This window comes from Streptomyces sp. NPDC000983 (assembly GCF_040299205.1).
Lineage (GTDB): Bacteria > Actinomycetota > Actinomycetes > Streptomycetales > Streptomycetaceae > Streptomyces.
Genome location: NZ_JBEPBM010000009.1, coordinates 143,212 through 159,237, shown reverse-complemented (window position 1 = coordinate 159,237; position 16,026 = coordinate 143,212). Strand labels below are relative to the sequence as shown.

The 16,026-nt window shown below is 71.3% G+C and carries 9 protein-coding genes; 6 read left to right on the top strand and 3 right to left on the bottom strand.

All coding sequences use genetic code 11. The annotated features are described in order from the left end of the window. Window positions 1-26 precede the first annotated feature (26 nt). The 3 genes from ABT296_RS13125 (at window position 27) to ABT296_RS13115 (ending at window position 3,355) form a co-directional block, all read left to right on the top strand. Entirely contained in the window at window positions 27-1,001 is a 975-nt protein-coding gene (locus tag ABT296_RS13125) for a carbohydrate ABC transporter permease (RefSeq protein ID WP_351926391.1), read from the top strand. Next, a complete protein-coding gene (locus ABT296_RS13120; protein ID WP_351926390.1) occupies window positions 998-1,855 on the top strand; it encodes a carbohydrate ABC transporter permease in 858 nt (285 codons plus the stop codon). The genes ABT296_RS13125 and ABT296_RS13120 overlap by 4 nt, the downstream gene beginning before the upstream one ends. Before the next feature lie 156 nt (window positions 1,856-2,011). Continuing rightward, entirely contained in the window at window positions 2,012-3,355 is a 1,344-nt protein-coding gene (locus ABT296_RS13115) for a diacylglycerol/lipid kinase family protein (protein WP_351926389.1), read from the top strand. Here ABT296_RS13115 and ABT296_RS13110 read toward each other — a convergent pair whose 3' ends face one another. After that, window positions 3,356-7,207: a glycoside hydrolase family 2 TIM barrel-domain containing protein gene (locus tag ABT296_RS13110; RefSeq protein WP_351926387.1), complete on the bottom strand. Its 3,852-nt coding sequence runs from the start codon at window positions 7,205-7,207 to the stop codon at window positions 3,356-3,358. 83 nt (window positions 7,208-7,290) lie between these two features. Continuing rightward, the gene (locus tag ABT296_RS13105; protein WP_351926385.1) at window positions 7,291-9,183 is read right to left on the bottom strand and encodes an ABC transporter ATP-binding protein; all 1,893 of its coding nucleotides are present in this window, start codon (window positions 9,181-9,183) and stop codon (window positions 7,291-7,293) included. 145 nt (window positions 9,184-9,328) lie between these two features. On the opposite strand from ABT296_RS13105, the gene ABT296_RS13100 reads away from it, so the two are divergent. Both ABT296_RS13100 and ABT296_RS13095 read left to right on the top strand, forming a co-directional pair. Continuing rightward, window positions 9,329-10,252, top strand: coding sequence for a lysylphosphatidylglycerol synthase transmembrane domain-containing protein (locus ABT296_RS13100; RefSeq protein WP_502977239.1), 924 nt, complete (start codon window positions 9,329-9,331; stop codon window positions 10,250-10,252). A 532-nt stretch (window positions 10,253-10,784) separates the two neighbouring features. Then, the gene (locus ABT296_RS13095) at window positions 10,785-11,882 is read left to right on the top strand and encodes a mechanosensitive ion channel family protein (protein WP_351926383.1); all 1,098 of its coding nucleotides are present in this window, start codon (window positions 10,785-10,787) and stop codon (window positions 11,880-11,882) included. Window positions 11,883-11,886: 4 nt separating this feature from the next. Here ABT296_RS13095 and ABT296_RS13090 read toward each other — a convergent pair whose 3' ends face one another. After that, on the bottom strand, window positions 11,887-13,425 hold the full coding sequence (locus tag ABT296_RS13090; protein ID WP_351926381.1) for a M1 family metallopeptidase: 1,539 nt from the start codon (window positions 13,423-13,425) through the stop codon (window positions 11,887-11,889). 217 nt (window positions 13,426-13,642) lie between these two features. Between ABT296_RS13090 and ABT296_RS13085 the strand changes: the two genes are divergently transcribed. Next, window positions 13,643-15,862 (top strand): NADP-dependent isocitrate dehydrogenase, encoded by a 2,220-nt coding sequence (locus ABT296_RS13085; protein ID WP_351926379.1) that lies wholly within the window; start codon window positions 13,643-13,645, stop codon window positions 15,860-15,862. Window positions 15,863-16,026: the final 164 nt, after the last annotated feature.

Genomic DNA, 16,026 nt, shown 5'->3' with positions numbered 1-16,026 from the left:
GGATGATGAAAGGCCCTGGCCCTCACATGCCTCGAACCCTGTCCACCACCCCACCGCCCGCACGGGCCGCGAAAGCGGACCGGGGGTCCCGGCGCCGCGCCCGGCGCCGCGCCCCGAGCGGACGCTCCTGGCGTGACCTGCCGATGCGCCGCCTGACCCCCTGGCTGTTCCTGGCGGCCCCGCTCGTCCTGCTGGTGACGTTCACCTACGTCCCGGTGGGCAACATGCTCTACTACAGCTTCACCGACTGGGACGGGGTCAGCCCCGACCGCAGTTACGTCGGCGGCGAGAACTACACCGACGTCTTCACCCGCGCGGACATGTTCCGGGTCTTCGCGGTGAGCCTGTACTACCTGGCGGCGTCCGCGGTACAGATCGTGATCGCCCTGTACCTCGCCACCGTCCTCAGCTTCGACCTGCGCTTCCGGAACCTGTTCAAAGGCATCCTGTTCTTCCCGTACCTGATCAACGGTGTCGCGATCGGCTTCGTCTTCCTCTACTTCTTCCAGGACGGCGGCACGCTCGACTCGGTCCTGTCCCTGGTCGGCCTGAACCCCGACCACGCCTGGCTCGGCGATCCGGAGTCCGCGAACACCTCGCTCGCCGGCGTCTCCGTCTGGCGGTTCACGGGTCTGAACTTCGTGCTCTTCCTCGGCGCGATCCAGTCGATCCCCGGTGAGCTCTACGAGGCCGCCCAGCTCGACGGCGCCACCCGCTGGCAGCAGTTCCGGCACATCATCGCCCCGGGCATCCGGCCGGTGCTCAGCCTGAGCGTCATCCTGGCGATCTCCGGTTCGCTGGCCGTCTTCGAGATCCCGTACATCATGACCGGCGGCGCGACCGGGACCTCGACCTTCGTGATCCAGACCGTGAAGCTGGCCTTCCAGTTCAACAAGACGGGCCTCGCCTCGGCGTGCGCCGTGGTGCTGCTGGCGATCATCCTGCTGATCACCTGGCTCCAGCGCCGTCTCGTGCCCGACGACAGGGTGGACCTCGTATGACCGTCAACGCGACCGACCGGCCCCGCCGGCGCCTGCGCCTCTCCACCCCGCTGACCTACCTGGTCCTGATCGCCGCCTCGCTGGTGGTCCTGGTCCCGCTCAGCGTGATCTTCCTGACCTCGCTGAAGTCGGAACAGGAGGTCGCGGGCGGCAGCGGCGCCCTGACCCTGCCGGACAACTGGCTGAACTTCGACAACTACGTCACCGCGTTCTCCGACGGCAAGATGCTGACGGCGTTCGGGAACACGGCGTTCATCCTGCTGTTCTCCATCACCGGCACCGTGATCATCGGCTCGATGACGGCGTACGCCATCGACCGCTTCCAGTTCCGCCTGAAGAAGCCGGTCATGGCGCTGTTCCTGATCGCCACCCTGGTCCCGGGGGTGACGACACAGGTCGCGACCTTCCAGGTGGTCAACAGCTTCGGCCTCTTCGACACCCGCTGGGCGCCGATCCTGCTGTACATGGGCACCGACATCGTGTCCATCTACATCTTCCTCCAGTTCATCCGGGGCATCCCGATGTCCGTGGACGAGGCGGCCCGGCTGGACGGCGCGAACGCCTTCACCATCTACCGCAAGATCATCTTCCCGATGCTGAAGCCGGCCATCGCGACCGTCGTCATCATCAAGGGCATCACCACGTACAACGACTTCTACATCCCGTTCCTGTACATGCCCTCCGAGGAACTGGGCACGATGTCCACGGCGCTGTTCCGGTTCAAGGGACCCTACGGCGCGCACTGGGAGACGATCTCCGCCGGCGCCATCCTGGTGATCGTCCCCACCCTGGTGGTCTTCCTCTTCCTCCAGCGCTTCATCTACAACGGATTCGCGCAGGGGGCGAGCAAGTAGCGGGGCGCCACGACCACGAGGAGGGAGAGCCGACCTGACCGGTTCTCCCTCCTCGGCGTGTTTCCCGTGGTGCCCGGGCACACGCCTGGCGATGATCAGAACGTGCGACGGACTCGTGATCGATCTGTCAGTGTTCTACTGAGGGGTGGAGGAGCGATGGCCGTGGATGCGAGCCGGCGGAACTATCACGCGCAGCGGTGGGCGGCGAGGGCCGCTCTGACGGCCGCCGCGCTCGCCCTGCTGGTGCCGCTCTTCTACGGCGGACTCGGCGGCGTGCTGCTGCTCGTGGGTGGTGCGGTGGGCCTGGTCGTCACCGCGGCGGCGGTGTGGTGGACGCTGAGTCTGCGCGGGCCGCTGCGCTGGCTGGCGGCGCTGGTCGCCCTGGTCGTCCCGGCGTGCGCGGTCGCCCTGTTCGCGGTGACCCTCTTCTGGGCGGTGCCGGTGTCGCTGGCGCTGTGGACCGTCGCCGTGTGGTGCGGCCGGTTCGCGCTGCGCGGGACGGGCGGGCACCGGGTGCGGGTGAAGGAGTACCGCACCCCGCCGCCGAAACGCCCCTTCCTGATCATGAACCCGCGGTCGGGCGGCGGGAAGGTCGTCCGGTTCGACCTCAAGGAGCGGGCCGAGCGGCTCGGCGCCCGGGTCGTCCTGCTCGACCCGGAGCACCAGCAGGACGTGACCGAGCTGGCGCGCGCCGCCGTCGCGGACGGCGCCGATCTGCTCGGGGTCGCGGGCGGCGACGGCACCCAGGCGCTGGTCGCGGCCGTGGCCGCCGCGCACGGGGTGCCGTTCCTGGTGATCAGCGCCGGAACCCGCAACCACTTCGCGCTCGACCTGGGCCTGGACCGGGACGACCCCTCCACCGGTCTGGACGCGCTCACCGACGGCGTGGAGCTCCGCGTCGACCTGGGCTTCGCCGCCGACCGGCCCTTCGTCAACAACGCCTCCTTCGGGGCGTACGCGACGATCGTGCAGAGCCCCTCCTACCGGGACGACAAGCTCGGCACCAGTCTGGACCTGTTGCCCGACCTGCTCACCGGACAGCAGGGCGCCCGGCTGACGGCCCGGGCGGCGGACACCACGCTCGACGCCCCGCAGGCGGTGCTGGTCAGCAACAACCCCTACCTCACCTCGGACCCGTTCGCGTTCGGCCGGCGCGAGCGGCTCGACGGCGGGGTCCTCGGGGTCGTCGGGATCAAGGTGGAGAACGCGGCGGAGGCCGCCGGGCTGCTGCTCGGACCGGATCCGCACGGCCTGACCGTGCTCACCGCCCGGGAGGTGGTCGTCGACGCCGACCGCCCCGAGATCGAGGCGGGACTCGACGGGGAGGCCCTGGTGCTGCCCGCCCCGGTCCGGCTGAGGGTCGAGCCGGGCGCCCTGCGCGTCCGGGTGCCCCGCAAGCGGCCCGGGGTGATCCGGCCCGAGCCGAAGCTGGACTGGCGCCGGCTGCGCAAGCTCGCCGCGACCGTCGGCCGTACGGCCGGACCGTACTCCCGTCCCTGATCAGCGGGTGGCGGTCGGGCGGCGGGAGATCCGGGTGGCGTCCGCGAGGTCGGTGAGGGGCCGCAGCCGGTAGGTGTGGGCGTGGGCGCGGTCGGCGAACAGCTTGTACTCGTCGTGGGTGTGGGCGCCCCAGCTGTTGTCGCCGCCGACGCCCATCTGCCGGTGGTTGACCCGCAGCACGACCTCTTCGCGGGGGGTGAGCTGGTAGTCGTGGCGCACCCCGACCGACAGGTCCTCCGGGGTGTGGCGGGAGGCGTTGATCTCCAGCAGCGGTTCGCCGCTGACCAGCAGTCCGGTGCCGTGTACGTCGGTGAGGGCGGCCCAGCGGACGTCGGTCCGGTTGCCGTTCTCCTGCGGGCGCACGTACGGCGTCCACTGGTCGGCGACGGCCCCGGAGTACAGCCCGACGTCGGTGCCGCTGTTGCGGTCCCAGTGGTTCTCCTCGGGGCCGCGCCCGTAGTAGTGCAGCCGGTCCAGCCGCCCGGGGAGGAAGAGGAGCGTGCCGACCTCGGGGATGTACGGGAGCGAACCGGCGCCCGGGTGCAGGGTGTTGTCGACCTTGATCTCGCCGTTGCCGAACACCGTGTAGGTGGTGCGGTACGTCGACCGCACGGTGGTGGGCAGGGTGCCGGTGACCTCGATGACGATGGCACGGTCGCCGAGGGCCCGTACGGCGCACCCGGTGACGGTGCGCCGGGCGCCCGCGTCGCGCCAGGTCTCGTTGCGGATGTGCTGGCGGTTGCCCCTGTCGTTGTCGGTGGGCGCCCTCCAGAAGTTGGGGGTGGCGCCGGAGAGCAGCAGCGGGGTCCCCGCCACCTCGTAGGAGGTGATGAGTCCGCTGGCCCGGTCGACGGTGACGGTGAAGTCCTCACCGGTGACGGTGACGGTCCGGGCACCGTCGTGGTGGGTGAGGGCGGGCACACCGGCCAGGGGGGCCGGGGTCACCGCGGGAGTCGGCGCGTCGAGGGCGAACTGGTGCCGGGCGACCTCGAAGCCGGCGTCCGCCCAGGGCGTGGACTGCCGTGTGGTGAAGGCCAGTCGGAGGAAGTACTCGGTGCCGGGGGCCGGGTCGGCGGGCAGCTCGAAGGGCACGGTGACGCCCTTGCTCGACAGCGGGGCCACGTCGAGGCGGTCGCGGTCCAGCCTGCCCCCGCCGATCGGGCGGCCGTCCGCGAGCAGGGTCCAACTCGCCTCGAAGGCACGCAGGTCGGTGAACAGGTACTCGTTGGTGAGGGTGACCGTGGTGCCGTCGTCCAGGGCCGCGCCGATCGCCTGGTAGGCGCGTCGGACCTCGGCGGCCTTGCCGGTGTGCCCCCGGTCGGCGGTGACGATGCCGTCGGCGACGAAGTTGCCGTCGTTGGGGTTGTCGCCCCAGTCGCCGCCGTAGGCGAGGAACGTCCGCTCGGGGGGCCGCAGTTCGGTGAGGGCGACGGTGGCCGCGTCGAACCAGAACCGCACTCCCTCGCCGTCGGGGCCCCGGTTCTCGGAGGCGAGTTCGGCCGCGCTCAGGGCGCGGGCGTAGACGCGGGCCCGTCGGACGGTGCCGCTGAACTCACGGGTGGGATGGTCGGCGTCGGTGGCCAGGGCGAGGGGGGCGCAGTTGACGGCGGGCCGGACCGTCGTGGTGCGGGTCGCCCTGGCCTCGCCGTCGACGTACAGGGTGAGGGTGCCGGCCCCGGCGTCGTAGACGCCCGCGACGTGGTGCTCGGTGCCGCGCCAGCCGGTCGCCGGGAGCGGCCAGGTGACGGTGATCCAGCGGCCGTCGCCGTAGATGAAGAACTCCAGGTTCTTGGTGGTCTGCTTCAGGGTGTAGTGGGTGTCGCCCTTGGCGATGACCGGCTGCTGGTAGCCGGTGAAGTGCGGGGTGATCCAGGCTTCCAGGGTGAGCGAGCCGGTGAGGTCCAGCCGCCGGTCGCGGGCGAACACGGTGCCGCCGTAGAGGCCCTTGGAGCGGTCGAGGGTGCCGGCCGCGGCGAGGATCTCGCCCTTCAGGCCGAGGGGTCCGGACTCGGTGAGCAACTTGCGGGTCGGCGTTGGCCAGTTGAGGCACTGGTCGGCGAAGTCCCAGATCCAGCCGCCCTGGAGGACGTCGTGGCGGCGGATCAGGTCCCAGTACTTCTTGAAGTTGCCGGTGGAGTTCCCCATCGCGTGCGCGTACTCGATCATCACGTACGGCCGGGTGTCCGCGGTGTCCGCGGCGCGGGCCGCTACCTCGGCGGGGGTGTCGTACATCTCGGAGCGGATGTCGCTGATGCCGGGCCGGTCGTCGCCCTCGTACTGGACGACGCGGGTGGGGTCGTAGGACTTGATCCAGTCGTGCATGGCGGTGAACGTGGAGCCGGTGCCGGCCTCGTTGCCGAGGGACCAGATGACGACCGAGGCGTGGTTCTTGTCCCGGTGGACCATGTTCCGGGCGCGGGCCAGGCACGCGCTCGCCCAGTCGGCGTGGTCGCCGGGGTAGTCCTTGTGGATGCCGTGGGTCTCCAGGTTGGTCTCGTCGACGAGGTACAGGCCGTAGGCGTCGGCGAGTTCGTACCAGAGCGGGTTGTTGGGGTAGTGCGAGGTGCGCACCGAGTTGATGTTGAGCCGTTTGATGACCTCGATGTCGCGGACCATGTCGGCGCGGGTCAGGGCGGTGCCGCGGTCGGGGTGGGTCTCGTGGCGGTTGACCCCGCGCAGCGAGACCGGCTTGCCGTTGATGCGCATCAGCCCGTCGCGCAGGGCGAATTCACGCAGGCCGACCCGGTGCGACAGCGTCTCGGTCACCCGGCCGGCGGGGTCGCGCAGGGTGAGGACGGCGGTGTAGAGGTTCGGCTGCTCGGCGGACCACAGCCGGGGCGCGGGCACCGCCCTGACCGCGGTGACGGTCGTGTCCGTGCCGGGCGCGCCGACCTCGGCGGTCCGCGCCAGCGGCCGGGGCCAGACGGGGTGGCCGTCAGCGTCGTACAGCTGGGTCTCGACGGTGTACGCGCCCGGCGTCCCGCCCCCGTAGGCGCGCACGCTCGCGGTGACCGAGAGCGCGGCGGTCGTGAAGTCGTCGCCGAGCGGGGTCTGCAGTGTGAAGTCGCGCAGGTGCACGGTGGGCGTGGAGTACAGGTACACCGAGCGGAAGATGCCGCTCAGCCGGATCATGTCCTGGTCCTCCAGCCAGTCGCCGTCCGAGTAGCGGTAGACCTCGACGGCGATGCGGTTGGTGCCGGACGTCAGACGGTCGGTGATGTCGTACTCGGACGGCGTGTAGGAGTCCTCTTCGTAGCCCACGAGTTGGCCGTTGATCCACACGTAGTGCGCCGACTTGACGCCCTCGAAGTGCAGGAAGACCCGGCGTCCCGACCAGTCGCCGGGGACGGTGAAGGTGCGGCGGTACTGGCCGACCGGGTTGTAGCGGGTCGGCGCGGCCGGCGGCTTGGGCTCCTCGCCGTGGCCGTTGGCGCCCCAGTAGGGGTAGGTGATGTTGAGGTAGATCGGCCGGTCGTGGCCGTGCAGTTGCCAGACGGAGGGGACCGGGAGGGTGCCCCAGTCCCCGTCGTCGAGGTCGGTGCGGTGGAAGTCGGTGTCCCGGTCGGCGGGCCGGTCGACGCAGGCGAACTTCCAGGTGCCGTCGAGGCTCAGCCGGTACGGCGACGCGGTGCGGTCGGCGGTGAGCGCCTGCGCGGTGTCGGCGTACGGCATCAGCGTGGTGTGCGGGGGCTCGGTGCCCAGGCTGAACACGTCGACGGCGCCGTTCCACCGGGGTGTCTCCGCCGCGGCCCGGGCGCGCCCGGCGGTGGTCGTGGAGGAGAGGGCGAACGCGCCGAGGAGGGCGGCTCCGCCCTCCAGCAGACGGCGGCGGCTGACGGTCGGGTGCGGCATGGACGTGGCCTTCCTCAGCCGCTGAACACAGCTGATCACAGCGGGTGACTGCCGGGTCGAGGGTCACCCTAGGGTGCGGCCCGCTACGCCACGGCGATCTCCGTCGTGTCGGCGGGTCGCTCCTCGAACTGCGTGCGGTGCAGCTCGGCGTAGCGTCCGTCGGCGGCCAGCAGCGTGTCGTGGGTGCCGCGTTCGACGATCCGCCCGTCCTCGACCACCAGGATCTGGTCGGCGGCGCGCACCGTGGAGAGCCGGTGCGCGATGACGATGGCGGTCCTGCCCTGGAGGGCCTCGGCGAGGGCCTCCTGGACGGCGGCCTCGGAGGTGTTGTCGAGGTGGGCGGTGGCCTCGTCGAGGATGACCACGCGCTGGCGGGCCAGCAGCAGCCGGGCGATGGTCATCCGCTGGCGTTCGCCGCCGGACAGCCGGTAACCGCGCTCGCCGACCACCGTGTCCAGACCGTCGGGCAGGGCGCGGACGAGGTCGTCGAGGCGGGAGCGGCGCAGGGCGTCGTGGAGTTCGTCGTCGGTCGCGGCGGGGCGGGCCAGGAGCAGGTTGGCGCGGACGGTGTCGTGGAAGAGGTGGCCGTCCTGGGTGACCATGCCGAGGGTCTCGCGCAGGGAGCGGGCGCTGACCTCGCGGACGTCGACCCCGCCGAGGCGTACGGCGCCGGCGTCGACGTCGTACAGGCGCGGCAGCAGGGCGGCGATGGTCGACTTGCCGGCGCCGGAGGAGCCGACGAGCGCGACCGTCTGTCCCGGCTCGGCGCGGAAACTGAGGCCGCGCAGCACCTCGGAGCCGCCGCGGGTGTCGAGCGCGGCGACCTCCTCCAGGGAGGCGAGGGAGACCTTGTCGGCGGAGGGGTAGCCGAAGCGGACGTCGGTGAACTCCACGCAGACCGGTCCCTCGGGGATTTCCCGGGCGTCGGGCCGGTCCTGGATGAGGGGCTCCAGGTCGAGCACCTCGAAGACCCGCTCGAAGCTGACCAGGGCGCTCATCACCTCGACGCGGGCCCCGGCGAGCGCGGTGAGCGGGGCGTACAGGCGGGTCAGCAGCAGGGCGAGGGCGACCACGGCGCCGGGTTCGAGGGTGCCGTTCAGGGCGAAGAAGCCGCCGAGGCCGTAGACCAGGGCGAGGGCGAGCGCGGAGACGAGGGTCAGGGCGGTGATGAACGCCGACTGGGCGGTGGCGGTGCGGATCCCGATGTCGGCGACCCGGCGGGCGCGGGCCGCGAACTCGGCCGACTCCTGTTCGGGGCGGCCGAAGAGCTTGACGAGGGTGGCGCCGGGGGCGGAGAAGCGCTCGGTCATCCGGGTGCCCATCGCCGCGTTGAGGGTGGCGGCCTCGCGGGTCATGCGGGCCATCCGGCGGCCCATGCGGCGGGCCGGGATCACGAACACCGGCAGGAGGACCAGCGCGAGCAGGGTGATCTGCCAGGACAGGGTGAGCATCACGACGAGGGTGAGGAGCAGGGTGACGAGGTTGCTCACCACTCCGGACAGGGTGTTGCTGAAGGCGCGCTGGGCGCCGATGACGTCGTTGTTGAGCCGGGAGACCAGCGCCCCCGTGCGCGTGCGGGTGAAGAACGCGACCGGCATGCGCTGCACATGGTCGAAGACGGCCGTCCGCAGATCGAGGATGAGCCCCTCCCCGAGCCTCGCCGAGAGCCGCCGGGCGAGGATGCCGAGGGCCGCCTCCACGACCGCGATGAGGGCGATCAGCAGGGCCAGGCGTACGACGCGGTCCTCGTCGCCGTCCGAGACGATGGTGTCGACGACCTCGCCGGCCAGGACGGGCGTCGCCACGGCGAGCAGCGCGGTGACCACTCCCAGGCCCACGAACCGGGCGATGCGGGTGCGGTGCGGGCGGGCGAACGCGCCGATGCGGCGCAGGGTTTCGCGGTCGAAGGGGCGGCGCTCCTGTTCGGCGGTCATGACGGAATGCAGTTGGGTCCAGGCTGTGGTCTCCATGCTCATGCGGTAGAAGCTAGAACCTCGACTTTCCTTGAGGTCAAGGCTCGGGGCGCGGAACACCGTAACGGGGGTCCCGACGAGCGGACTTAAGCCGTGGGCCCCGCTTCCGCAACCCGCTGTTGGGGCGGTGCGGAGAACCTCTTCGGATGTGACAGTCCGCCGGATCCTCTGTCTGCTGCCGCTGGTGCTGGTCGCCGTGGTGGCGGTGCTCCACCGTGACGTGCTCGCCGAGGGGTTCGCGCACCTGGGCACCGCCGAGTGGCCCTGGCTGCTGGCCGCGGCCGGCGCCACCTGTCTGACCTGGGTGGCCGCGGCCTGCTGCCGGCAGGGCGCGGTGGTCGAACGGCTGCCCTCCGCGCGGCTGCTGGCCACGCAGTTCGCGGCGGGCGCGGCCAACCATCTGCTACCGACCGGGCTCGGCGCGAGCGCGGTCAACCTGCGGTTCATGACCGTGTGCGGGCTGCCGCTCGCCCGTTCCTCGGCGGCCATAGCCCTCTATCTGCTCGCCGAGTCCGTGGGCCGGCTCGCGCTGCTGGCCGTGCTGCTGCTGGCGTTCCCCGACGCGTTGCGGCTCGGCACGCTGCTGCCGCAGGGGGCGGTGGGCCCGCTGCTGCTCGGCGCGGTCGCCCTCGCGCTGGTCGCGGCGGGCGTCCTCGCCCTGGTGCGGCGGGTGCGCGCGGCTGTGCTCTCCTTCCTGCGCACCGCGCTCGGCGAGGCCCGCTCGGTGCACACCCGCGCCTCCCGGGCCGTCGCCCTGTGGGGCGGCGCGTTCGCCTTCCCGGCCCTCCAGGCGGCCGGGCTGATCGCGGTGGGCGAGGCGTTGGGCCTGGGCGTCCCGCCGCTGCACATGGCGGTCGCCTACCTCGCCGCGACGGTCGCGGTGGCGCTGGTCCCCACCCCGGGCGGTCTCGGCTCGGTCGAGGCGGCGCTGATCGTGGCCCTGGTCGCGGCGGGCGGCACGGCGGCCGTGGCGACGGCGGTGGTCCTGGCGTACCGGATCATCACGGTCTGGCTGCCCATCCTGCCGGGTGCGCTGACGCTGGGGGCGCTGGTCCGCTGGAAGGTCATCTGACACGGGGGGTGTTGCTCGGGGCCGAGGGCCCGGCACGGGTCAGGGGCTCAGGGCCGAGGGCCCGGCACGGGTCAGGGGCTCGGGGCCGAGGGCCCGGCACGGGCCGGGGGCTCGGGGCCGAGGGCCCGGCACGGGCCGGGTGGTGCGGGCCGTGGCTCCGGCACGGGCTGGACGATCCGGGCCCAAGCCCCAGCAGTGGCCGGACGATCCGGGCCAAAGCCCCAGCCCGTGCCCGCGCCCGCGCCGAGGTTCCGCACGCGCCCGTGGCCACTCCAAACCGGCGCACCGGCGGGGCGCGCCGGCCCTGGTCCGAGTGCGCTCCGTCGGATTCGGGACGGACCTCGCCGTCACCCGCGCCAACAGCGCCCACCTGGTACGAACTGCTGTGCGGAATACGGGAAGATGAGGCCGCGTGCCCGGTCGGCGCACGCCCTTTTCCGTCCAGACATCGTGCAGGGGACAACGTGACGAAACTTCACATCCGGCCGACGGCGGCTCGACGCGCCGCCGACTCCCGTCCCGGAGGTGACCGGTGAAGCGGGATCTCACCATGGACGACCTGGTCGTCGCGGGGATAGCCCTGGGCGCCGGCCTGCTGGCGGCGTTCCTGCTCCGGATGCTGATGCGCTGGCTGGGCAAGCACGCCGACCGGACCCGCTGGAGCGGTGACGACCTGATCGTGGACGTGCTGCGGACCTTGGTGCCGTGGGCGGCGTTCCTCGGCGGCGTGGCCTCGGCCGGGGCGGCGCTGCCGCTCACGAGCACGGTGCAGCGCCACACCAATCAGGTGCTCACCGTCCTGCTGATCTTCCTGGTGACCCTCGCCGTGGCCCGTGGTATCGCCGGAGTGATGCGGACGGTCACCCAGGCCCGTCCCGGTGTCGCCGGCTCCGCCACGATCTTCGTGAACATCACCCGGGTCCTGATCCTGGCCATCGGCTTCCTGGTGGTGCTCCAGACGCTCGGCATCTCCATCGCGCCGATGCTCACCGCCCTCGGCGTCGGCGGTCTCGCGGTCGCCCTGGCGCTCCAGGACACCCTCGCCAACCTCTTCGCGGGCATCCACATCCTCGCCTCCAAGACCGTCCAGCCCGGTGACTACATCCGGCTGAGCAGCAACGAGGAGGGCTACGTCGAGGACATCAACTGGCGCCAGACCACCGTGCGGAACCTCTCCAACAACCTGGTCGTGATCCCCAACGGCCAGTTGGCGAAGACGAACATGACCAACTTCATGCGTCCCGACCAGCAGTTGACGATCCTGCTCCAGGTGGGCGTCGCCTACGACAGCGACCTGGACCAGGTGGAGCGGGTCACCAACGAGGTGATCGCCGAGGTGATGGCCGAGGTCGACGGTGCCGTGCCGGAGCACGAGCCGATCATCCGCTTCCACACCTTCGGGGACTCCCGCATCGGGTTCACCGTGATCCTGGGCGTCGGGGAGTTCAGCGACCAGTACCGGATCAAGCACGAGTTCATCAAGCGCCTGCACCGCCGCTACCGCCAGGAGGGCATCCGCATCCCGGCGCCCACCCGGACGGTGGCGATCCAGCAGGGTTCCCTCGCCATTCCGCAGCAGCGCGGCACGGAGAGCGAGCCGGACGAAGTCCCCTCCGTCCGGCTCGACTGATCCCTCAGAGGGTGGCTGAGTTGTCGTGCGGCCGCACGTCCCGCCGCTTGCGCGGGGCGGCGGACGCCGACGGCACCGGGGTGACCGTCCAGTCCGGGTGGCCGGGCATCCGCGGGGTCTTCGTCCCGTAGAGCCACTCGCGCAGGAAGCCCGACAGGTCCTGCCCGGACACCTCGGAGGCGACGGCGATGTAGTCCTCGGTCGACGCCGAGGTGTCCCGGAAGCGCTGGAGGAAAGTGCGCTCCAGAGCGTTGAAGGCGTCCTCGCCGACGGCCTGCCGCAGGGCGTACAGGACGAGGACGCCGCCCAGGTAGCGCTGGCTGTCGAAGAGGTTCGCGGCGTTCGGGGAGGCGACCGGCCCGGAGCTGTTCCGCCACAGGTCGCCCTTGGCGTAGGTGTCCTTCATCCGGGCTTCCATGCTGGTCAGGCCGATGGAGTCGGCCCAGCCGCGCTCGTAGCGGTAGAGCAGCCCGTAGAAGTCGGCGTGACCCTCGTTGATCCAGAGGTCGGCCCAGGTGGCGGGGCTGACGCTGTTGCCGAAGTAGGAGTGGACCAGCTCGTGCATCATGTGCGAGCCGATCTTCTTCTCCTCCTGGAGGAGGTAGTTCGGCCGGTAGATGGTGAGGGTCTGGGTCTCCAGGCCGGTGAAGCCGAAGGGCTCGGCGGCGTCGGAGTTGCACGGCAGCAGGCCGTACGTCTCGAAGGGGTAGGCGCCGAGCCGCTGCTCGATCCACTCGACCAGGGCCGGGGTGAGCGCGAGGGCCGGCTCCAGGGCGGCGGCCCGGGCGACCGGGACCACGTCGCGCAGGGGCAGCCCGTGCGGGCCCTGCCGGTCCTTGATCACGTAGTCGCCGACGGTGATCTGCACCATCTCGGTGGCGATCGGCGAGCGGGAGCGGTAGGTGTACGCGGTCCGGTCGCCGTCGAGGGTCTCGGTGCGTATGAGCTGTCCGGTGGCGACGCCGCGCAGCCCGGTGGGGACGGTGAGCCGGAAGGTGAAGTCGGCCTTGTCGACGGGGTGGTCGTTGCAGGGGAAGACGGTGTGCGCGGAGTCCGGCTGGCAGGCCACGGCGAAGCCGTCCGGGGTGGCGACCCAGCCGGTGTGCGTCAGGGTGCGGCGCGGGTCGGCGGTGTAGGTCACGCAGAGGGTGACGGCGGCCTTGGCCGGGAGCGTGGCGGCCGGGGTGATCCGCAGCTTCTCGTCGCTCTGCTCGAAGGCGGCGGCCCGCCCTCCGACGCGGACGGCGGTGACGTCCAGGCCGAGCGCGTCCAGGGAGAGCCGGGTCAGCGCCTGGGTGGTGCGCACACGCAGGGTCGCGGTGGCGGCGACGAGCCGGGTGGTGGCGTCGTAGGCGAAGTCCAGGTGGTACGACGACACGCGGTAGCCGTCGTTGCCCAGGGCCGGGAAGACGGGGTCGCCGAGGGTCTCGGGGCCCGGGGAGCCGCTCTTCGCCTTCGCCGCGTGCGCCGTGGGAGCCACGGCCAGGGCCGCCGCCGTGCCGATCAGGGCGGCCGGGGCCGTCACTCTGGTGCGATTTCTCATGGTCTGCTTCCGCTCGGGCGGCCGGGTGGTCAGGTCCGGCCGTCGCCTGTGATGAGTGATCCACCTACAGGACTGTCGAAACGCGTGCGGAGGTTGCCCCTCCGGCCGAAACTCGTTCCCCGCCCGTGCCGTCCGGGTGCGGACCCCTGTCGAGCCGAGGGCGATCACGAGATATCTTGATGTCGAGCAATGTTGCAGACGTGGAGCGGAGCACCCGGTGACTGACTCGACCATCATCTATACGCACACTGACGAGGCCCCGGCCCTGGCGACGTATTCCTTCCTGCCGGTGGTCCAGGCCTACGCCTCGCAGGCGGGTGTCGACGTGAAGACGCGTGACATCTCGCTGGCCGGCCGCATCATCGCGGTGTTCCCGGAGTACCTCGCCGAGGATCAGCGCATCCCGGACGCGCTGGCCGAGCTCGGTGAGCTCGCCAAGACGCCCGAGGCCAACATCATCAAGCTGCCGAACATCTCGGCGTCGATCCCGCAGCTCAAGGCCGCCGTCGCCGAGCTGCAGGGCCAGGGCTACGCGCTGCCGAACTACCCGGACGACCCCAAGACCGACGAGGAGCGGGACATCCAGGCCCGCTACGACAAGGTCAAGGGCTCGGCCGTGAACCCGGTCCTGCGTGAGGGCAACTCCGACCGCCGCGCCCCCGCCTCGGTCAAGAACTACGCCAAGACCCACCCGCACCGTATGGGCGCCTGGACCGGCGAGTCCAAGACCAACGTGGCGACCATGGGGCAGAACGACTTCCGCTCCACCGAGAAGTCCGTCGTGATCTCCGAGGCCGGCGCGCTCAGGATCGAGCACGTCGCCGCGGACGGCACCACCACGGTGCTGCGTGAGTCGGTACCGGTCCTGGCGGGCGAGGTCGTCGACGCCTCGGTGCTGCACGTGGCCGCGCTGCGCGAGTTCCTCACCGCGCAGATCGCCGAGGCGAAGGCCCAGGGCGTGCTGTTCTCGGTGCACCTCAAGGCCACGATGATGAAGGTCTCCGACCCGATCATCTTCGGTCATGTCGTGCGTGCCTTCTTCCCGAAGACCTTCGCCGCGCACGGCGCCGCGCTGGCCGCCGCCGGTCTCAGCCCCAACGACGGTCTGGGCGGCATCTACAAGGGCCTGGAGGCCCTCGCGAACGGCGCCGAGATCAAGGCGTCCTTCGACGCCGAGCTCGCCGAGGGCCCGGCCCTGGCGATGGTCGACTCCGACAAGGGCATCACCAACCTGCACGTGCCGTCCGACGTCATCGTCGACGCCTCGATGCCGGCCATGATCCGCACCTCCGGCCACATGTGGGGCCCCGACGGCGCCGAGGCCGACACCCTCGCGGTGCTGCCGGACTCCTCCTACGCCGGTGTCTACCAGGCCGTGATCGAGGACTGCCGCGCCAACGGCGCCTACGACCCCTCCACCATGGGCTCGGTCCCGAACGTCGGCCTGATGGCGCAGAAGGCCGAGGAGTACGGCTCCCACGACAAGACCTTCGAGATCGCGGCCGCCGGCACGGTCCGTCTGGTCGACGCCGCCGGTGAGGTCCTCATCGAGCAGCCGGTCGCCGAGGGCGACATCTTCCGCGCCTGCCAGACCAAGGACGCGCCGATCAAGGACTGGGTGAAGCTCGCCGTCACCCGCGCCCGCGCCACCGGCGACCCGGCCGTGTTCTGGCTGGACGAGACCCGCGCGCACGACGCCAACCTGATCGCCAAGGTCCACACGTACCTGGCCGAGCACGACACCGACGGCCTGGACATCCGCGTCCTCGCCCCGGTCGACGCCACCAAGCTGTCGGTGGAGCGCATCCGCCGCGGCGAGAACACCATCTCGGTGACCGGCAACGTGCTGCGCGACTACCTCACCGACCTGTTCCCGATCCTGGAGCTGGGCACCAGCGCCAAGATGCTGTCGGTGGTCCCGCTGATGGCGGGCGGCGGCCTGTTCGAGACGGGTGCCGGCGGTTCCGCTCCGAAGCACGTCCAGCAGCTGGTCAAGGAGAACTACCTGCGCTGGGACTCGCTCGGTGAGTTCTTCGCCCTGGTGCCGTCCCTGGAGCAGTACGCGAAGACCACCGGCAACGCCCGCGCCCAGGTCCTCGCCGACACCCTCGACCGCGCGACGGCGACCTTCCTCAACGAGGACAAGTCCCCGACCCGCCGCGTCGGCGGCATCGACAACCGCGGCAGCCACTTCTTCCTGTCCCTGTACTGGGCGCAGGAGCTGGCCGCGCAGACCGAGGACGCCGAGCTGGCCAAGGCCTTCGCGCCGCTGGCCGAGACGCTCTCCGCCAACGAGCAGAAGATCGTGGACGAGCTGATCGCGGCCCAGGGCTCCCCGGCCGAGATCGGCGGCTACTACCAGCCCGACCCGGCGAAGGCGGCCGAGATCATGCGCCCGTCGGCCACCTGGAACGAGGCTCTCGCCTCCCTGAGCTGACGCTCGCACGCACCCGGAGGGCCGGCACCGCCACGGTGCCGGCCCTCCGGCATGCCCGGGCACGTACCGGACGATTTCGTTCAGCCCTGTGCGGGGTTCGATCATGCCTACGATCGGGCCGCGGCCCCGGGACACCCCCGCGCGGCCGCCGAAGGAGGGGAACC